Annotated in this window: 16 protein-coding genes; 14 read left to right on the top strand and 2 right to left on the bottom strand. The window is 54.7% G+C overall.

Annotated elements, in window-relative coordinates:
* The first annotated feature begins 290 nt into the window (after window positions 1-290).
* From EXY20_RS34390 to EXY20_RS34435, 10 genes are all read left to right on the top strand, one after another.
* Window positions 291-1,016: a YwaF family protein gene (locus EXY20_RS34390; RefSeq protein WP_135556964.1), complete on the top strand. Its 726-nt coding sequence runs from the start codon at window positions 291-293 to the stop codon at window positions 1,014-1,016.
* 4 nt (window positions 1,017-1,020) lie between these two features.
* Complete coding sequence (locus tag EXY20_RS34395; RefSeq protein WP_135556965.1) at window positions 1,021-1,425, top strand: glyoxalase superfamily protein; 405 nt, start codon at window positions 1,021-1,023, stop codon at window positions 1,423-1,425.
* A gap of 217 nt (window positions 1,426-1,642) precedes the next feature.
* Complete coding sequence (locus EXY20_RS34400; RefSeq protein WP_135556966.1) at window positions 1,643-2,854, top strand: AAA family ATPase; 1,212 nt, start codon at window positions 1,643-1,645, stop codon at window positions 2,852-2,854.
* Window positions 2,851-3,537 carry a hypothetical protein gene (locus EXY20_RS34405; RefSeq protein ID WP_135556967.1) on the top strand — a complete coding sequence of 229 codons (687 nt, stop codon included), beginning with the start codon at window positions 2,851-2,853 and terminating at the stop codon, window positions 3,535-3,537. The genes EXY20_RS34400 and EXY20_RS34405 overlap by 4 nt, the downstream gene beginning before the upstream one ends.
* A gap of 220 nt (window positions 3,538-3,757) precedes the next feature.
* On the top strand, window positions 3,758-4,435 hold the full coding sequence (locus EXY20_RS34410) for a response regulator transcription factor (RefSeq protein WP_135556968.1): 678 nt from the start codon (window positions 3,758-3,760) through the stop codon (window positions 4,433-4,435).
* Window positions 4,432-5,793 (top strand): HAMP domain-containing sensor histidine kinase, encoded by a 1,362-nt coding sequence (locus tag EXY20_RS34415; protein WP_135556969.1) that lies wholly within the window; start codon window positions 4,432-4,434, stop codon window positions 5,791-5,793. Before EXY20_RS34410 ends, EXY20_RS34415 begins: the two co-directional genes overlap by 4 nt.
* Before the next feature lie 93 nt (window positions 5,794-5,886).
* On the top strand, window positions 5,887-7,647 hold the full coding sequence (locus EXY20_RS34420) for a S41 family peptidase (RefSeq protein ID WP_167859724.1): 1,761 nt from the start codon (window positions 5,887-5,889) through the stop codon (window positions 7,645-7,647).
* Between the two features lie 105 nt (window positions 7,648-7,752).
* Entirely contained in the window at window positions 7,753-9,396 is a 1,644-nt protein-coding gene (locus EXY20_RS34425) for a sigma-70 family RNA polymerase sigma factor (protein ID WP_135556971.1), read from the top strand.
* A 99-nt stretch (window positions 9,397-9,495) separates the two neighbouring features.
* Window positions 9,496-11,457 carry a right-handed parallel beta-helix repeat-containing protein gene (locus EXY20_RS34430; RefSeq protein ID WP_167859725.1) on the top strand — a complete coding sequence of 654 codons (1,962 nt, stop codon included), beginning with the start codon at window positions 9,496-9,498 and terminating at the stop codon, window positions 11,455-11,457.
* Between the two features lie 126 nt (window positions 11,458-11,583).
* Window positions 11,584-13,158 carry a malate:quinone oxidoreductase gene (locus EXY20_RS34435; RefSeq protein WP_268966452.1) on the top strand — a complete coding sequence of 525 codons (1,575 nt, stop codon included), beginning with the start codon at window positions 11,584-11,586 and terminating at the stop codon, window positions 13,156-13,158.
* 75 nt (window positions 13,159-13,233) lie between these two features.
* Here the strand turns inward: EXY20_RS34435 and EXY20_RS34440 are convergent, their stop codons facing one another.
* On the bottom strand, window positions 13,234-13,611 hold the full coding sequence (locus EXY20_RS34440; RefSeq protein WP_135556974.1) for a winged helix-turn-helix transcriptional regulator: 378 nt from the start codon (window positions 13,609-13,611) through the stop codon (window positions 13,234-13,236).
* Window positions 13,612-13,831: 220 nt separating this feature from the next.
* Here EXY20_RS34440 and EXY20_RS34445 point away from each other — a divergent pair, with 220 nt between their 5' ends.
* Window positions 13,832-14,599 carry a DODA-type extradiol aromatic ring-opening family dioxygenase gene (locus EXY20_RS34445; protein WP_135556975.1) on the top strand — a complete coding sequence of 256 codons (768 nt, stop codon included), beginning with the start codon at window positions 13,832-13,834 and terminating at the stop codon, window positions 14,597-14,599.
* Between the two features lie 39 nt (window positions 14,600-14,638).
* The gene (locus EXY20_RS34450) at window positions 14,639-15,490 is read left to right on the top strand and encodes an SDR family oxidoreductase (RefSeq protein WP_135556976.1); all 852 of its coding nucleotides are present in this window, start codon (window positions 14,639-14,641) and stop codon (window positions 15,488-15,490) included.
* A gap of 313 nt (window positions 15,491-15,803) precedes the next feature.
* Here the strand turns inward: EXY20_RS34450 and EXY20_RS34455 are convergent, their stop codons facing one another.
* A complete protein-coding gene (locus tag EXY20_RS34455) occupies window positions 15,804-16,469 on the bottom strand; it encodes a GntR family transcriptional regulator (RefSeq protein ID WP_135556977.1) in 666 nt (221 codons plus the stop codon).
* Between the two features lie 158 nt (window positions 16,470-16,627).
* Here EXY20_RS34455 and EXY20_RS34460 point away from each other — a divergent pair, with 158 nt between their 5' ends.
* Both EXY20_RS34460 and EXY20_RS34465 read left to right on the top strand, forming a co-directional pair.
* The gene (locus EXY20_RS34460; RefSeq protein ID WP_135556978.1) at window positions 16,628-17,749 is read left to right on the top strand and encodes a mandelate racemase/muconate lactonizing enzyme family protein; all 1,122 of its coding nucleotides are present in this window, start codon (window positions 16,628-16,630) and stop codon (window positions 17,747-17,749) included.
* A gap of 214 nt (window positions 17,750-17,963) precedes the next feature.
* Window positions 17,964-18,737: an SDR family NAD(P)-dependent oxidoreductase gene (locus tag EXY20_RS34465; protein ID WP_135556979.1), complete on the top strand. Its 774-nt coding sequence runs from the start codon at window positions 17,964-17,966 to the stop codon at window positions 18,735-18,737.
* Window positions 18,738-18,760 lie beyond the last annotated feature (23 nt).

An 18,760-nucleotide genomic window follows, 5' to 3' on the forward strand; every position in this document is an offset into this window, starting at 1 on the left:
TTTCCGCTATAGTAGTCATCGAGTAGGGTTCCTTTCTTGGTGACTTTGACCATCCCGAGAATACCCTACTTTTTTGTTGCCTGGCTAGGCTCCAAATCTTGGTTACACACACTATTGTACGTCATCCGTTGGTGCCCCCTTTCGGTGAAATAGCCAATAAAACATGGCTTATTTCGAAGCCTGACGAGCCTGGCGGCACTTCAGGCTCCTTACGGCCCTCGATGGCTATTAAATCGAGGGCTGTTTGGTGTAAACTGGAGGTATATCCTGGGAGTAATGGAGCGTTGCCGATGGGGCGTTATTTTGGCGCGGATGATACCGATCTGATGTTTGTGATGTTGTCGAACGCGCATATTGCCGCGTTGGTTGCGGCCGTTGTGCTGCTGAGTCTGCTCGTGCTGGGCAGGCGTCGTCTGCGGCGGACGGCGAGCGGCGAACGCGTGCGTCATGGGCTGGCTGCGGGGCTTGTGCTGAGCGAGGTCGTGCTGCAGATTTGGCATGTCGCCAATGGGGAGTGGGCCGTCGATTACGGCTTGCCCTTGCAGTTGTGCAGCGTGACGTTGCTGCTGTCCGCCGTTATGCTATGGACGCGCAGCTACCGGTTGTTCGAGTGCTTGTACTTCGCCGGCATTGGCGGCGCGCTGCAGGCGTTGCTGACGCCGAACCTGGCGTATACGTTTCCCCATCTGATTTACTTTCACTTTTTCCTCGCGCACATCGGCATTATCGCCGCTTCGCTATATATGGTGCTTGTCTGCGGGTTTCGCCCGACGCTCGGTTCGATCGGCCGAACCATGCTTTATTTGAACGTCTATGCCGTCGTCGTTATTATCGTGAACCGTTTGACCGGCAGCAACTACATGTTCCTCGCGCGCAAACCGTCGACGGCGTCGCTGATCGACTACCTGGGCCCGTGGCCATGGTACATCGGCACGATGGAGTTGGTGGCGCTTGTTATTTTCGCGCTGCTCTACGTGCCGTTCGCGCGGAAGCGATCGGAAACCATGAAAGGTTGAGCTTATGTCAAACTCCCGTGAAAGCAACCACCCCTTATTCCGAGTCGAATGCATTAATCCGATCCTTCGTGTGAAGGAGATGTCGGTCAGCAGGCATTTTTATGTGGAGGTACTTGGCTTCCGGGAGGCGGAGTGGGGAGACGATCAGTTTACATGCGTAACCCGCGACTCCAGTTGCATCTACCTGTGCCAAGGCGCTCAGGGCCAGCCGGGAACGTGGCTGTGGCTTGGGTTTGACGGGGACATCCATGCCGTGTACAACGAACTGATCGCAAAAGGAGTCACCATCAGCCGGCCGCCCACCAACTATCCCTGGGCCTTGGAAATGCACGTCGAGGATCCCGACGGACATGTGCTGCGATTCGCCACCGAACCGGACAACAACCAGCCGTTTGCAGGCAGGGGGTAGGAGTGGGCCGATTGATAATGAAGCAGTGATCGTACCGTTGAATCGAAAGTGCTGCGTGCACTTTTCGCAGATAGTCCGATTTCATGAGAGCATCGATTGGTATCCTATCAAGATAGCCTTCGGCAGGAAAACAACAGATCAAATCGAATTGTATGATTAAGTGAAATGTTGATTGGGTATAACTGGTAACAAATTGTATGGGAAGGTGGTGTTGAACATGGATATGGTTATAAATATTAGTAATTTTAAGTCTTTATCAAATATTTCTCTAGAGCCAGGGCTAATAAATGTTTTTATAGGAGCGAATGGCACTGGGAAAAGTGCGTTGTTAGAGGCATTAGGAGTACTGAGTGCAGCAATTGCTGAAAAGGTTGATGATGCTATATTAAGCAACAAAGGAGTAAGATTAGGGACCCCCTCCTTGTATAAATCATCATTTAAAGACCAAGACAGACTACCTGTGACAATAGAGTTTAATGTTCATTGGGAGTATAAGAATGATAAGTGTGATTATACGGTTCACTTGAGTAATCCAATTGAAAAGCCTAAACCTGCTTGGGAATATTATTCTGAGTTGCTCAATGTTAATGGAAAAAAAGTGTTTGGAAGGTCTAGAGCTTCCAGATATAAACTTGAAAATTTTCCTGAACTTGAGATTGATGCATACAAAGGACTGCTATCCTTTTTACAAGGATTAAAACATGATGAGGTTAGAGGATATGCGAACGATCTATATGAACTGTTTAGAGACTATGCAATCTATACACCGAATACAACTACATTAAGAGGTATTCAAGCCGACCCTTTTCAAAGAGAGCCAGTGGGTTTGTTGGGAGGAAGGTTGCCAGAAGCTATTGATGATCTTCTAAATGTTAATGAAGAAATATTCGGTACAATGGATTTGTATGATTTAATTGATTTGCTACAATGGACAAAAACAATTGATATTGGAAAGACATCCAAAGATATAGTATCACCAAGTGTACCTATGACGCCTAAAACAATACGTTTTACTGACCGATTTATGCGAGAGGGTAGAAATGAATTAACGCCATATGATGCAAGCGAGGGTTCGTTATATGTACTCTTTTTATTATCGTTGGCAATGCATAAAAAGGCTCCCAAAATGTTTTCAATAGATAATTTTGACCAAGCATTAAATCCACGGTTAGCACGTTCACTCACAAAAGTATTTTGCGATCAGATGATTAAAAATAACAAAACAGCATTTATTACGACACACAATCCACTAGTTTTAGATGGTTTAAACCTAAATGATGACAGGATAAGATTATTTACTGTAGATAGAAATATATACGGACATACTCAAGTAAATCGAGTTGTAGTTAATGAGAGACTGCTTCAAACGGGTAATAGCTTATCGAAATTATGGGTAATGGGCATGCTAGGTGGAGTTCCAAACTTATGAGGCCATACACTTTTGGTATTGTATCAGAAGGACCGACTGATTTTGACGTTATTACCCACATAATAATGGAAGTAGTACCAGATAATCATACTTTCCTTCCTATTCAGCCGGATCTTTCAGAAACTGAGGGGCTAGGGTCAGGATCCAACACCAGGCATAGCAATGGTTGGAGAGGTGTATTATCATGGTGTGAGGCTTCGTCGGCGGACATGACTATCAATGATTTTTTAAATGCCGCTAGTATTGATATTCTGATAATCCAAGTCGATGCAGATATTTCAAGAGAGTCAGAAATTAACTGTGCTAAGCCTTGCCCACAAGCTGAGGATACCGTAATAGAAATCGAAAAACTAATCAAACAAAAGCTTAAAATTAATGATTTTGATGATAAGATTATTTGCTGCGTACCGTCAGATAGTACTGAATCTTGGATATTAACAGGTCTGGATGATTTAATGCATTATCACGGTGGAACAAAGTTTATTGAATGTACACAAAAGCCAGATGATATCCTTTCTAAGCTGCCATTTAGAGCAATTAGGAGGAAGGATGGAAAAGCAAAAAAGAATCAAGTAGAGTATAGGGAAAAATGCGTTCCTGTTGTCATTGAGAAGTGGGATTATATAAGAACATTTTGCTCCCAAGCAGAAAAGTTGCACCAAAGGCTTTTGCACTTAAATTAGCAGAATCAATGTGAGAGAAAGCTCCCACTGGGGCTATTTGAAGACATTCAGGCTGAGGGCCATCCGCAAAGGGTGCCCTTCTTTCGTTTCGGCGGGGGGAGCGGCTCTGCAGCGCGATTTATTTTCAATGAAATATTCATGGTATGATGGTGGCAATTGGCATGTCCGGTCTGCCGGCTCGATGGCGGGACGGGACAGGGGCGAGGGAGTGCGGAACGGAATGGCCACCATTTTGATCGCCGAGGACGAAGCGCATATCCGCGAACTGATCGGCTTGTATTTGCGAAATGAAGGATTTGCTATCGAAGAAGCGGCGAACGGGGTCGAAGCTCTGGCTGTCGTGGAGCGTACGGAGATCGATCTTGTGATTCTGGATATTATGATGCCGCGGATGGACGGCTGGGATTTATGCCGGCAGCTTCGCGGCGGAGAACGGGATATTCCGATCCTGATGGTAACGGCCAAGGGCGAGTCAGGGGATAAGGTGAAGGGCTTTCAGCTCGGGACGGACGATTATCTCACCAAGCCGTTCGATCCCGTGGAGCTGGTCCTGCGAGTCAAGGCGGTGCTGAAACGATACCGCATCGCCTCTTCCCAGGTCATCCGGCTCGGCAGCATTGTGCTTAACAGGCGGACGTTCAAGGTCGTGCGGGGAGAAGAGGAACTGACGCTGCCGCTGAAGGAATTCGAGCTGCTGTTTAAGCTGGCGAGCCATCCCGGACAAATTTTCACCCGCGAGCAGCTGATCGTACAAATCTGGGGGATGGACTACGAGGGCGACGATCGGACGGTCGATGTGCACATTCGCCGCTTGCGCGTGCGGTTTGCCGCCGAAAAGCTGCATTTTCGGATCGAAACGGCCCGTAGCCTCGGGTACCGGCTTGTGGCGAGCCGATGATCAAGACGCTGTATGTTCGTGTCGTCTTGACGTTTCTGGTTACGATTGTTATCGCCCTGCTGGGAGCGACACTGCTGGGGTTTGTCGTGTTCGAACGGGAGTTGAACGACTTGCAGCATAACGAGATGCGAGTCGCCGGAGAGAATATTGTTCGCGCCTACGAAGCGGCGGAGGTCAACGATCTGGACCGGTTTATGGGCAGTGTCGGGCCGCTCACGTCCTATCCCATTCGGGTCTACGACGATGCCGGCAACATGAAATCGTACCTGGGTGCGAATCGTCCCGACCAAGCGGCGATCCCTCCGGAAGCCGTCCGGCAAGTGCTGAACGGCGAGGTTTACCAGGCCGATGCGAAGAACGACGAGGTATTCATCGGGTTGCCGTTTCGCCACCAGGCGAGGCCGTATGCCTTGTTTCTGCTGTCTTCGTCGAAGAATGAAGGAACGATTGTTTCTTTGTTCCTGACGGTGCTGCTCTTCGCCTTGCTGATCGGCAGCTTGTGCATTCTGTTTGCCGCAGGCTACTTGGTGAAACCGCTCAAAGCGCTGACAAAAGCGACCAAACGGCTCGCCAAGGGCGACTTCGACGTGGCGGTGCGAGTGAAGCGCAAAGACGAGATCGGGGCGCTCGCGCAAAGCTTCAACGAAATGGCGTTCGAGCTGAAACAGGTGGAGACGATGCGGCGGGACTTTGTTTCGAACGTTTCGCACGAGCTCCAGTCGCCGCTCACCTCGATATCCGGTTTCGCCAAGGCGATCAAAGACGACAAGCTGGTGACAGAACCCAACCGCAATCGTTATCTCGACATTATTGTGGCGGAAAGCGAAAGATTGTCCCGTTTGAGCGATAATCTGCTCAAGCTGGCTTCGCTCGAATCGGAGCATCATCCTTTCGAACTCAGTACGTTCCATCTCGACGAGCAGCTTCGCCAAGTTGTCGTCGCTTGCGAGCCTCAATGGTCCGCCAAACGCATTCGAATGGACTTGCGGCTCCCTGCCGCGGTCAACATTACAGCGGATGCGGATCAGCTCCGCCAAGTATGGATGAACCTGATCGGCAACAGCATGAAATTCACGCCCGAGGGCGGACGGATCGCCGTTCGTCTCACGGAGGAGCGCGGCGTGTTGACCGTCGCCGTCAGCGACACCGGGCCGGGCATTGCTGCGGAAGAGCGGGATCGCATATTCGAGCGCTTCTACAAGACGGATCGTTCGCGCAGCGGCGGCGGCAGCGGTCTTGGTCTTGCCATCGTGAAGAAAATCGTCGTCCTCCACCATGGCGACATCGAGGTGCGCAGCGAGGCCGGTCAGGGCACGACGATGACGGTCACGCTTCCGGTCATGCCGCCGTCGCCATGATCCGCAGCCGCTGTTCATGCTCCGTTCATATTTCTCCCCCACACTCTCGAATGAACGCGCGATGCGGAATTCGGGAACGAGGGGAAGATGACGATGATGGATTCGCTTAAATGGTTGACCGTGTACGAAATGTTGCTTTGTGCGCTGAATGCGGCTTTGCTGGTTTGGTATGCCTTGCCTGTCGCCAGGCGGTACAGGTGGATTGATTTTATGCCCGGCATGGGGGTCGTCATCGCCGCGGTCAGTGCGCTGACCGGCGATACGACCTTGCTGGCGATAGCCATTGATGCGGTTACGGCCGTGCTGTTCCTGTGTACGCTGAGGCGTCTGTTCAAGCCCGGTGACGGCGTTGCGGCGCCACGGCGCCTGATTGCCGGCACGATTCGGGCCGTTTTTTGCGTATGCGGCATTGGGGTGATCGGCGTCGCCATTCAGTCGTCGGGAGAACTGCGATACAATCCGACCAGCGATTGGAGCCATCTGGGCTATGCGGAAGCTTTTGTCCGATTGAACGATCGTTTTGCCGTCGAATATCCTTTCGGGGAATGGAAGAAGATCGACTGGGAGGCCAAACGCCGCGAATACGAGCCGATCTTCGCGCAGGCGGACCAGGTTAATGACCGAACGCTGTATTACAAGACGCTGCGCGAATACCTCTTCTCGCTGCGGGACGGCCACGTTCGGATCGCGAACGAGAAGCTGTATGCGGGCAATCCGATTTTCAAAGCGGAGGTCGGCGGCGGATTCGGGTTAAGCACGCTCCAGTTGGATGATGGCCGGGTGCAGGTCACGCTTGTGCTTGACGATAGTCCGGCCGGCCGGAGCGGCATTCGGCTTGGCGCGGAAATTTTGCAGTGGGACGGACAGGCGGCGAAGGATGCCTATCGGCAGACCACGTGGACCGACTCCCCCAACACGAATCAGAACGAAACGATCAATCGCGGCCGGTTTATGGTCCGAGCCGAGGTTGGCCGGAAAGTCGAGGTGGAGTACCGAAACCCGGGCGCCGGACAAGCCGTGAAGACGACACTGCAGGCGTATGACGATCAGTTCGCGACGCTGAAGCAAACGAAAGCGAGCATCGTGAGGGGAGCGCCTCCCGTTGAAGGCAAGATGCTGAGCAATGGATATGGGTATGTGAAAATATCGAGCTTTCTTGCAAATACGGCGGAGGTGCCGAAAGCCGGTCTGACCAGTCTGTTCGCCGGCTCCTCTGCCCCCGATCCTGTCGACTTGCTTGCCGATTGCTTGCAATCGTTCGAAGCGCAGCATGCCAAAGGAGTGGTCATCGACTTGCGGGACAACCCCGGCGGGGAAGACAGCATCGTCACAAGGATGGCGGGACATTTAAGCAAGGAGAAGAAGCTGTACGGCTATGCGAGTTACTACAACCGGAATGTAAAAAAATTCTCTATCAACTACGGTGAGAAGTATGTCGTTCAACCGTCGAAGCCCAATTATGGAGGAAATATTGCCCTTCTGGTCAACGGGCGGACGGCAAGCTCGGGGGAAGGATTGCCGCTTGTTCTGAAAGGGCAGCCGAACGTCACGATTGTCGGTTTTACCGGGACGAACGGTTCGTTTGGGGTGCAAACCAGTCCCATCCAGGTGGTCATGCCGGAAGGGTATATCGTGGAATCGGCCGACGGGAGAAGCTTGAACCGGGACCATGTCATTCAAGGAGACGGCGATTACACGGGCCGCGGCGGAGCGGTGCCGGACGTGGTCGTTCCGCTAAACGAACAGACCTTCCGCGAGAAGTACGTCGAAGGGCTGGATGTGGAACTGCGCTACGCGATTGAGGCGATGGAAGGGCGCGTTTCTTCGCCTGCTGCAGCGAAAAGCCAGAGTTGACGTCGAAGATGCGTCCGACAAGAAAGTTTTTTCTCACTCCCCAACCTTTTTCGTTCGGGCCGCAGTATTTAGACGAGTGCCGCCCGGAAAGAAGGAGCCATTGTCATGGATAAACAACAAGCCGACCGTGTCATCAAGGATTACATCAAGCCGCTGTATGGGTTTGCTTTGAACCGAACGGGCAAGATCGCCGAAGCCGAGGAACTTGCGGGAAGAATAACGCTGGAGGTTTACCAGGCGCTGCTCAAAAAGACGGAGGTTCTCGACCTGAACAGCTACGTCTTTAAAATCGCGCATTACGTGTGGGCGAAATACGTCGGTGAAAAAGTCAAAGCGATCAACCAATTGCGGATCGATGACCACGAGGCGGTGTCCCGGGACGAGGGCTTCGACGCGATCCTCCGGCAAGAAGCAGCCGGGGCGTTGCGCCGGGAAATCGCTTTTTTATCCCATCAGCAGCGGGAAATTGTAGTCAAGTATTACTACGACGGAATGAAAATCAGCGAAATCGCGGCGGTTATGGGGCTTTCCGGCGGTACGGTCAAGTGGCACTTATTCGAGGCGAAAAAGGAGCTGAAGATCAAGATGAACACCATCCGATCGATGGGCAATCTCGGCATCAATCCGATCCGCTTGTCAGGTTTGGGACATAGCGGGTCCGCGGGCAACAAAGGCGATACCTCAGACTTTCTGGCGACGGCCATCCGGCAAAACATTGCGTTCTCCGCTTATCACAAGCCGCGTACGGTCAAAGAAATGGCGGAAGAGTTGGGCGTTTCGCCCGTATTTATCGAGGATGAAGTCGAGGTGCTGGAGGAATACGGTTTTCTGGACCAACTGCCAGGCGGTAAATATCGTACAAATATGTTCATTAAAGATCCGTCCCCGGCGGAAAGTGAGGCGCTGCACCGATTGTTCGAATCGTATGCCGGGATTGCCGTAGAGCATTATTTCAAGGCGTTGTTCTCGATGGCTGAAGTATTTCGGGAAACCGGTGTCTATATTCCAGGCGATGACATCAATCTGCTGTTGTGGAGTCTCATTCCGTATGCCGGCAAGCGGCTGAGCTTCAAAGAACTTGTCAAGGTGAGTCACCAAGAGGTTTCGGTCAGCCGTAAAGACGGCGGCCATTACGTCGCGTATGCTACGATCGACAAGGCATTCGACGTCAGTTTCGACCGCAACCTCTATTATGTTTGCGGCGATATGAGTCGGGATTCCGACGAGCCCGCAATGACGGCATGGCAAATCGACACGTGCTGGTGCGGCAGGCAGAACGGTTGGAGGGACAATTTGAGTTCCGATTTTATTAGCCTGATGCACGTCATCCAGGGAGATTTGCCGCAAAATCATCCGAACCTCGACGCCTACCGCCGTCTGTTCGACAAACAATACTTGCTGCGAACGGAAGCGGGTTTGGAAGTCAATATTGTTTACTGCAAGGATAAACAAACGGGAGAGCGGCTGCATGCGGCGATTCCCCAACCGTCCGAACGAATCAGAGAAGCCGCAGCGGCATTGGACCAGGAGGTCTATCGCTTGCATCTGGACGGCCAGCCCGAACATGCGCACAAATATGTGCGTTATTGGTCCCAGAACAGCATGGCGTCGGGCTTCATGCGCGCCTACGTACTCAAGCATCTGGTCGACCGCGGGATGTTAACCGTACCGGAACCGCACCGGCAAAAAGGTATTTCGACGATTATGTTCATGAACCGTACGATGGGGAATCCTCTTACAAGCAGCTAGACAAATAAGCTCAATGAAATGGTAAAATTGGAGGAGGCAATCGCAGTAAGCCATGCGAGTCCCGATTGCGTCCGATTGAATGGAGGGGTCTTCCCAATTATGCCGGAAAACGTTCAGCTTGTTCTGCATGTGTCGCCGCAAGGCAAGGATGACAATCCCGGAACGCGCGAGCAGCCGTTCCGGACGCCCGGACGGGCGAAGCAAGCCGTCAGAGAAACGAATCGCAACCAGACCGGCGATATCGTGGTGTATTTGCACGAAGGCGTTTATGAGATGACGGAGACATTGAGCTTTGATCAGCGGGATTCGGGAAGCAACGGACATCAGGTGATCTATCGGGCATATCCGGGCGAGAAGCCGATCATGTCGGGCGGAAGAAAGCTTGGCGGCTGGCGCAAGGTGAACCATCCCGTACTTGCCAACCTGTGGATGGCCGAAGTGCCCGGCAATGCGCATACGCGCCATCTGTACGTAAACGGCAGAAGGGCCGAATGGGCCAAAGGGCCGGTTGTGCAATCGGTTGCATGGGATTTGATTGTCGATCCCCATATGGAATTTTACAACCTGCTGGAGACGGTGACCGATTTCCAGGGCGAGAAGAAGGTATACGAAGGCTATCGGGCGACAGGCGCATATACCGCCATGGCCAACTGGGGCAATGTCGGCGACATTGAGTTCGTTTACGATGTCGGTTGGACGCATTGCATCCTCCCGGTGGATCGGGTCACGCCGCTTGACGACGGCAGCAGTGTATGGATCCGGATGAAACAGCCCGCATTCCGCGACGCGCAGATCAAGGGCGGCGTTCAAATCGGAGCCCCTAACTACATCCGGAATGCGTTCGAGCTGCTGAGCGAACCCGGGGAGTGGTACCAGGACCGGTCGAAACAGACGATTTATTATATCCCGCGGGACGACGAAGACATGGAATCGGCGGAAACGATCGTACCTGTGCTCGAAAGATTGCTTGAATTGAAGGGTACGCTGGATGAACCCGTCAGCGGCATCCGCTTTGAAGGAATATCGTTCCGGCATTCGACCTTTTTGCGGCCGAGTGTGATCGGGCATGCGGAAATACAAGCGAATTTCGTTAAAAATCCGGCCATCGACCTGCACCATACGTACGATCTCAAAACGCCTTCGGCCCTTGTATTGGATGCGGCCCGATCGGTTGTTTTTGAAGGATGCGAGTTTGAATGTTTGGGAAGCGGCGCGATCGACATTCAAAATGGTTCTTGTCACAATACAGTGCGGGGCTGTTGTTTTGTCGACATTGCGGCAAGCGCGGTCCAGATCGGCGATGTGAACCACAAGGACGCTCACCCGGAGGATGAAAGGACAACCGTCCGCCATAACACGGTCGCGAACAATGTATTTCGATCGATCGGAGTCGAATACAAGGGCAGTGTTGCGGTGCTGGCCGGGTATACCGATGGAACTGTCATTGCGCATAATGACATCGCCCATGTGGCCTATTCCGGCATATCCGTCGGTTGGGGATGGGGAGTGTGGGATCAAGGAGGCCGCGAGGATGAATGGGCCGGCGATTTGCCAAGGTACGATAAACCGACGGTAGCGCGCAATAACCGGATCGAGTACAACCGCATCAGCCAGGTAATGGAACGATTGAATGACGGCGCCGGCATCTATACGCTGTCGATGATGCCCGGCAGCGTCATCAAGGGCAATTTGATCCACGATAACGGCGAAGGCGGCGCGGCGGGCGATGAAACCGGCGATATTCCGGACCGATCCGTCCTGCACAAAAAAGGGTTTCCCGGCGGCATTTATTTGGATGAAGGAAGCGGCGGCATCGAAATAACCGCAAATATCGTGTACAACGTGGTGCAGGCGTATTTTTACCATGTCCAGAAAGGAATTCCCGGCCGCAAGGATACCGTCCGCGTACACGGCAATTATTTGAACGTTTCTCCCGCGGATCGCCACTACCCTCACGATGCCGCGGCACTGGCGGGATTGGAGGAACCGTATCGGCATTTGCTGGCGTGTGCGGCAGCGGCGGAGCGCCCCATTTCGACAGCAAAATCGCTGCCGCGCTGAAATTTACCAGCTTTTAAATCACCTCCAACTAGCATATAATAGTTGATAGAACGAATCGTTTGACAAGATTCGCTACGGACGGATTGGTTATAGAGGTCCTGACAAGGGGTGTGACTCGGTCCCACCCTGGCTTGCCATGAAGCTGCAAGCAGGTGGACCTGCCATGTCCGCCACTATCATCAAGTAAGGAAGGTTATTATGAGCAACAAACAAACAAGATCCGACGTAATTTTAATTGGTGCCGGAGTCATGAGCGCGACGTTGGGAACGCTGTTGAAGGAATTGGTGCCGAACTGGAAGATTACCGTGTTCGAGAAGCTGGCGAGCGCGGGCGAGGAAAGCTCGAACGAGTGGAACAACGCGGGAACGGGCCACGCGGCGCTGTGCGAGCTGAACTACACCGAGGAGAAGGCGGACGGCTCCATCGACATCGGCAAAGCGATCAAAATCAATGAACAGTTCCAGGTATCCCGGCAGTTCTGGTCGTACCTGGTCAACAAGAAGCAAATTCGGAACCCGCAGGATTTCATCATGCCGCTGCCCCATATGAGCATGGTGCAAGGCGAGAAGAATGTGGCGTTCCTTCGCAAACGGTTCGAGGCAATGGCGGCGAATCCGCTGTTTCAGGGAATGGAATTTTCCGACGATCCGGACAAGCTGATGGAATGGATTCCGTTAATCATGCAAGGCAGAACCTCGCAAGAACCGATCGCCGCGACCAAAATCGACTCCGGTACGGATGTCAACTTTGGCGCTTTAACGCGTCTCTTGTTCGATCATCTAAAGAGCAAAAAGGTTGAAATGAAGTTCAAGCACAGCGTGGACAATCTGAAACGGACGGACGACGGCTCGTGGGAGCTGAAGGTGCGCAATCTCGACACCGGCACCGTCGAACGTCATACGGCCAAGTTCGTCTTTATCGGCGGGGGCGGCGGAAGCTTGCCATTGCTGCAGAAGTCCGGCATCCCGGAAGGGAAAAATATCGGCGGCTTCCCGGTAAGCGGCCTGTTCATGGTGTGCAGAAATCCGGAAGTGGTCGAACAGCATCACGCCAAGGTGTACGGCAAAGCGCCGGTCGGCGCGCCGCCGATGTCCGTGCCGCATCTGGACACCCGCTTCATCGACAACAAGAAGTCGCTGCTCTTCGGACCGTTCGCCGGCTTCTCGCCGAAGTTTCTGAAGACCGGCTCGATGTTCGATCTGATCGGCTCCGTGAAGGCGAATAACCTGGGGACGATGCTGGCCGCGGGCGCCAAGAACATGTCCCTGACCAAATATTTGATCCAGCAGGTCATGCTGTCGAAAGAGAAGCGCATGGAAGAATTGCGGCAATTCATCCCGAACGCGAAAAGCGAGGACTGGGACCTGCTCGTGGCCGGCCAACGCGTGCAGGTCATCAAGGACACCGACGCCGGCGGCAAAGGCACGCTGCAATTCGGCACGGAAGTGGTAAGCGACGCCGAGGGCACGATCGCCGCCTTGCTTGGCGCCTCCCCGGGCGCATCGACCGCCGTATCGGTCATGCTGGAATTGATCAAAAAATGCTTCCCGCAGCACATGAAGGCATGGGAACCGAAATTGAAGGAAATGATTCCTTCCTACGGCGTACCGCTGCTGAAACATCCGGATCTGATTCGCCAAATTCATACTTCCACGTCGCAATCGCTCGGCTTGAACCGCGAATTGCACCCGGCCATGTAGGCCGGCGCTTCCGCGAATGAACACAGAAGCCTTCGCCCCGGTCACAGGGGCGAAGGCTTTTTGGTTCGCCGCGGCTTATTTCAAGGCGAGGTCTTCGTTGACCTCGATCGATTCCACCGATCGCTCCTCGCCGTACAGCTCGTTCAAGTGCTGCACATGGGCCACGCCCCAATCGTTCAGCGCCTGGATCAGCGGCGTGATCCCTTTGCCGTACTCGGTGATCGAGTATTCGACTTTCGGCGGAATTTGCCGATAAATTTGCCGGTGCACAATATCGTGATACTCCAGCTCGCGCAGCTGGGAGGTCAGCATTTTTTTCGTAATGTCCGGAATCGCCTTCTGCAGTTGGCTGAACCGCAACGTCCCGCTCGAGAACAGGTGAAACAAAATGACCGGCTTCCACTTCCCGACCAAAATCTCCAGCGCCGTTTCCATTTTGCAATTGTCCGCCATTGTTGCGCTCCCCCTTATCATCCGTATGGTATCGAAATGGATACCAGGTATCTTTCATGTGCCTACTTCCGGCAATGGACCGTTGGGATTATTATAGCGCTATACTTAGCCCCGCGACAACAAACAAGGCCGGTAACACATTTCGGGCAGATTATAGGGGAGACGCTGCACGATGAGCCGCTAAGGAGCGGAGCAGCAGCATCCAAAGGGGGCAACCGTCATGCTTTCACCCGTCTTTTTGGCGCATGGCTCGCCATTTACGATTTTTGAGCAGTCCGAGTTTACGGCATTTCTGCGGCGGTTCGGGCAATCGAGCCGGCCGAAGGCCATCGTCATCTTTTCGGCGCATTTCGAAAGCGAAGTGACGACCATTGCCGCCACCGACGATGTTCACGAGATGGTGTACGATTATTATGGGTTTCCCGCGCCCTTTTATCAGGTGCGGTATCCGGCGAGAGGGTCGACGATTGTCGCTTCTCTCGTGGAGGAACGGCTGCGGCGGCACAACATCCCCGTCCGGCAGCATTACCGCGGCCTGGACCACGGCGTATTTCCGATCCTGATGCACGCCTATCCGGAAGCGGATATTCCGGTCGTGCCGGTATCCGTCAACCCGTACCTCCCCGCCAGACAGCAAATCGCCATCGGCGAAGCGCTGCAAGGGTTGGAGCAGGACGGCATTCTTGTCATCGGCAGCGGCTTCCTGACCCACAACCTCCGCGAGTTCGACCGCGACAAGGATGCGCCGCCGCGCCCTTGGGCGGTGCAGTTCAAGGAGTGGATCACCGGCAAGGTGCTGGCCCGGGATATCGAGGCGTTAAGCCGCTACGACGAGCTCGCCCCGCATGCGGCGTTGGCCGTTCCGCGCGCGGAGCACTTCGTGCCGCTGCTGATCGCGCTCGGAAGCGGCACGCCCGGCCGCGACATCCGCGTGCTGTTCGATTCGCTGGAGCACGGCTCCGGCACGTCGCTCAGTTTTCAGTTTTAAGCTACATCTACTTGTCCCAAAAATAAGGAGGAATGTATCGTGAAACTTCTCGTAACCGGAGCAACAGGAAAGCTTGGCACCTTGGTCGTCGAAGCGCTGCTGCGGCAAGTGCCGGCGTCCGACATCGCCGTCAGCGTGCGCGATCCGCAGAAAGCCGGGCATTGGCGCGAGCTTGGGGTCGACGTGCGGTACGGCAATTTCAACGACGAGGCGTCGCTCGTATCCGCTTTTGCCGGAATCGATCGGCTGCTGTTCATTTCGACCGACGATCTGTTCAACCGCGTCAGCCAGCACAAGGCGGCCATTCGTGCGGCCCGGGCGGCGAATGTCGGGTTTATCGCTTATACGAGCGCGCCGAACGCCGCGGCGAGCAAGCTTGCGCTGGCCAAGGACCATCGAGAGACGGAAGCGGCAATCCGGGAGTCGGGAATACCGTACGCGATTCTGCGCAACAACTGGTATTTGGAAAATGAAGCAGGCACTTTCCACGCGGTCATGAACGGAGCGCCGTGGGTTTCCGCTTCGGGAACGGGCAAAGTCGGCTGGGCCACTCGCCGCGATTTTGCCGATGCGGCAGTCAGCGTGTTAACCGGCCAGGGGCACGAGAACAAGATTTATGAATTGTCGGGCCAGCCGCGTACACAGGAGGAATTGGCGGCGATTTTCGCCGAGGCGATGCAGCGGGACGTTCAAGTCGTGCCGATCGACGACGAAGCTTACGCCGGCGTGCTGAAGCAAGCCGGGCTGCCGGAGGCGGCAATCCCGATGTTCGTTTCGATCCAGCAAAACATCCGCGAGGGCGAGCTTGACATCGCCAGCGACGACCTGGAGCGGCTGCTCGGCCGTCCGGCGACGCCGCTTGGCGAGGCGATCCGGCAGTTGCTGGGCTGATGAATGCGGCTCAGGGAAAAGGCAGTCCGTAACCCCGACGGGGATACGGACTGCCTTTTTTTAATAGATAAGAATGCTGGGCAACCAAAATAGCCCATGAAAAATGGCCTATTTTCCTTCTATTGCCCAGTTCGCCTGAAATAGCCAGTGATTTCACTGGTTATTTTGAAGAGGCTGCCCGTTTTTGGCGAAATAGGCAAGAAAATAGGGCCTATTTGGCAAGGGGTTAGTTGGCGATTGGGGGAATGGCGCTCATGAAACTTGCCCATATGGCCGCGGGGCTAAAAAGCAGCCTCTTCCGCATGCCGATTGCTCAGGCGAAATACAGGAACGATCCCTCTCCGGCGATGTGCGTCATCAGCGCGTTGCGAATGGTCTCGAGGTCCCCCGCCTTCATGACGTCCAGCAGCTCCTGGTGATCTTGCTGGAACTTGCCGGCCTCGTAATGCGGCAGATTGAAATAGAAGTGCAGCGCCAGCTGATTGGAAATGCTTTTCCACGTCAAGGCTACGGTTCGTTCGGCTGCGAGGCTGACGATCTTTTCATGGAAGGCCATGTCCAGCTCCACCAGCCGGTCGGCATGCTCTTCCTTGGACGGCAAGCCGAATTGATCGACGATCAACTGCAGCTCGGCAAAATACGGCGAATCCGCGGGCATGGGCACAATATATTTTTTGATCACGTTCCATTCGAGATGGAAGCGGATCGGCAGCAGAATATCGCGCACTTCCTCGTAATTCATACTCGCGACCAGCGTTTCCTTGTACGGCTGCGACACCAGCAGTCCCTCGCGCTCGAGCTGCCGGATCGATTCGCGGACCGGGCCGCGGCTGACGCCCATCTGCTCGGCGATGTCGGCTTCCTTGATCCGGCTGCCGGGGCGCAGCTTGCCGGTCAGAATGGCCCGCCGAATTTCGTTGGTGACCCGTTCCCGCAGCGACACGTTGACTTGTTTGTCGAACAGCGGCTGTTGTTCCATGGCGATCTCCGTCCTTGTTTCCGACAATGGTATATAAATGACTGTATCCGATTCGCCGCGCCAATGTCAATTGACACAAAAATATTGTTGACAATATTCAAACTTCCTTTCTATACTCAATACAAAAGGCTATCCCCATACAATCAGGAGGTATAGACATGAAAATCACTGAAGTGGAAACGGTCTACTTGCGTCTGCCCGATCTGGATGCCGAGAAGTGCGACGGCACGCAGGACACGCTGCTGATCCGCATTCATACGGACGAGGGCATCACCGGCGTTGGCGAAATCGACTCCGCCCCGCTCGTCGTCAAGGCGGTTGTCGACGCTCCGGCGTCCCATTCCATCGCCACCGGCCTGCGCAGCCTGCTGATCGGCGAGAATCCGATGGAAATCGAACGGCTGTGGGATAAGATGTACAAGGGCACGATTTATTTTGGCCGCAGCGGTCCGGCGATCCATGCGATCAGCGGCGTCGACATCGCGCTGTGGGACATCGTCGGCCAAGTAACGAAGCGGCCTGTCTGTGAGATGATGGGCGGCATTTTCAACCGCCGGATCAAGGCGTACGCCAGCCTGCTGATGCCCGACACCCCGCGGGAAGCCGCGGCGGCGGCGGAGCGCTTCGCGCAGCAAGGGTATAAGGCGATCAAGTTCGGCTGGGGGCCGATCGGCAAAGATCCGAAGCTCGACGAACAGCTAATCAAGGAAATTCGCGGCGCCATCGGCTACGACATCGACGTGATGATCGACGCCGGTTTGGCGTGGGATCTGAAGGGCGCGCTGCGCATGGCCGCCGTCTATGAGCAGTACAAGGTGTACTGGCTCGAGGAGCCGCTCCATTCGAACGATATTGCCGGGTACCGCGAGCTGTCCGACCGGACGTCGCTGCTGATTGCGGGAGGCGAGCAGGAGAGCGGCCGGATGGCGTTTCAGCGCTTGCTGGACGAAGGGCATCTCGACATCATCCAGCCCGACCTGGCGCGTTGCGGCGGCTTGACCGAAGGGAAACGGATCGCGTACATGGCCTACGACCGCCACAAAAAAGTCGTGCCCCACGCCTTCAAAACCGGCGTTCTGGTGGCGGCGAGCACGCATTTTGCGGCGGCGATTCCGAACGGTTTCCTGATGGAGCATACGGTGTCCGATTCGCCGCTTGCGCGCGACCTGGTCGAGTATCCGATCGTGTTCAAGGACGGTTATGTGCATGTGCCCGAAACAAAAGCAGGACTTGGTGTCGCCATCGACGAAAAAGTGCTGGAGAAATACCGCGTCAATTAGGGCGTGTCTGAATACTCCGAGGGGAACAGATTGTGCCGAATTTTCGTTCCATGCAAGGAAGTTTTGTGCAGGCTTACCGGGGGTAAGTCAAGCAAAAGTGACGCAGCAGGGGGCGAAAAGGCGGTGCAAGATGACCTCGAGCGGGTTTTCAGACACGCACTAAGTGGACATGGACAGATTCCGGCACGAACCGGACCTGGAAGGAGCGGGATCAATGGAATTCGCAGGCAAAGTTGCGCTTGTTACCGGCGGCGCCACCGGCATCGGTTATGCGATCGCCGGGCGGTTCGCGCGTGCGGGAGCGAAGGTTGTGCTGGTCGGGCGACGCGAGGAGGTAGGCAAGCAGGCGGAAGCGAAGCTGCGCGAGGAAGGGCTGGAAGCCGCGTTCGTCCGCGGTGACGTTGCCGACGAGGCGAGCGTGCAGGCGTTCATCGGCGAAACGGTGCGGCGGTACGGCCGGCTCGACATTCTTGTCAACAACGCGGCGGTAGCGGATACGCGCCCGTTCCTGTCGCCGGACACGGCCAAATGGCGTCAGGTGTTCAACGTAACGGCAGACGGCACGTACCTGTGCTCGCGGATCGCCGCGCAGCAGATGATCGATGCCGGAATTAAGGGCAGCATCATCAACATTTCCTCGATCAACTCCTCCCGGGCGCTGCGCGATTCCAGCCACTACAACGCGGCCAAGGGCGCGATGGATCAGCTGACCCGCTGCATGGCGCTGGAGCTGGCGGATCACGGCATCCGCGTCAACGGGATCAATCCGGGCTTCATCGAAACCGAGCTGTCGATGGTCGACGGCGTCAACGAGCTGGAGACGGACTGGTTTACGTCTATCTACGTCGGCCATCAGAAAATCGCCCAACGCCGCGCCGGACAGCCGGACGAAATCGCCGGAGTTGCGGTATTCCTGGCTTCGGAGGCGGCAAGCTACATTTGCGGGGCGTCGATTCCGGTTGACGGCGGGTTGTCGATTACGTTCTGATCCTGTTTGCGGGAAAAAGAGGG

Origin of the sequence: Paenibacillus cymbidii (assembly GCF_004764705.1) — a bacterium.
Lineage (GTDB): Bacteria > Bacillota > Bacilli > Paenibacillales > NBRC-103111 > Paenibacillus_AN > Paenibacillus_AN cymbidii.

Coding starts and splice junctions, on each gene's coding strand:
- EXY20_RS34390 (WP_135556964.1), top strand. CDS start 291: ATGGGGCGTTATTTTGGCGCGGATGATACCGATCTGATGTTTGTGATG.
- EXY20_RS34395 (WP_135556965.1), top strand. CDS start 1,021: ATGTCAAACTCCCGTGAAAGCAACCACCCCTTATTCCGAGTCGAATGC.
- EXY20_RS34400 (WP_135556966.1), top strand. CDS start 1,643: ATGGATATGGTTATAAATATTAGTAATTTTAAGTCTTTATCAAATATT.
- EXY20_RS34405 (WP_135556967.1), top strand. CDS start 2,851: ATGAGGCCATACACTTTTGGTATTGTATCAGAAGGACCGACTGATTTT.
- EXY20_RS34410 (WP_135556968.1), top strand. CDS start 3,758: ATGGCCACCATTTTGATCGCCGAGGACGAAGCGCATATCCGCGAACTG.
- EXY20_RS34415 (WP_135556969.1), top strand. CDS start 4,432: ATGATCAAGACGCTGTATGTTCGTGTCGTCTTGACGTTTCTGGTTACG.
- EXY20_RS34420 (WP_167859724.1), top strand. CDS start 5,887: ATGATGGATTCGCTTAAATGGTTGACCGTGTACGAAATGTTGCTTTGT.
- EXY20_RS34425 (WP_135556971.1), top strand. CDS start 7,753: ATGGATAAACAACAAGCCGACCGTGTCATCAAGGATTACATCAAGCCG.
- EXY20_RS34430 (WP_167859725.1), top strand. CDS start 9,496: ATGCCGGAAAACGTTCAGCTTGTTCTGCATGTGTCGCCGCAAGGCAAG.
- EXY20_RS34440 (WP_135556974.1), bottom strand. CDS start 13,611: ATGGCGGACAATTGCAAAATGGAAACGGCGCTGGAGATTTTGGTCGGG.
- EXY20_RS34445 (WP_135556975.1), top strand. CDS start 13,832: ATGCTTTCACCCGTCTTTTTGGCGCATGGCTCGCCATTTACGATTTTT.
- EXY20_RS34455 (WP_135556977.1), bottom strand. CDS start 16,469: ATGGAACAACAGCCGCTGTTCGACAAACAAGTCAACGTGTCGCTGCGG.
- EXY20_RS34460 (WP_135556978.1), top strand. CDS start 16,628: ATGAAAATCACTGAAGTGGAAACGGTCTACTTGCGTCTGCCCGATCTG.
- EXY20_RS34465 (WP_135556979.1), top strand. CDS start 17,964: ATGGAATTCGCAGGCAAAGTTGCGCTTGTTACCGGCGGCGCCACCGGC.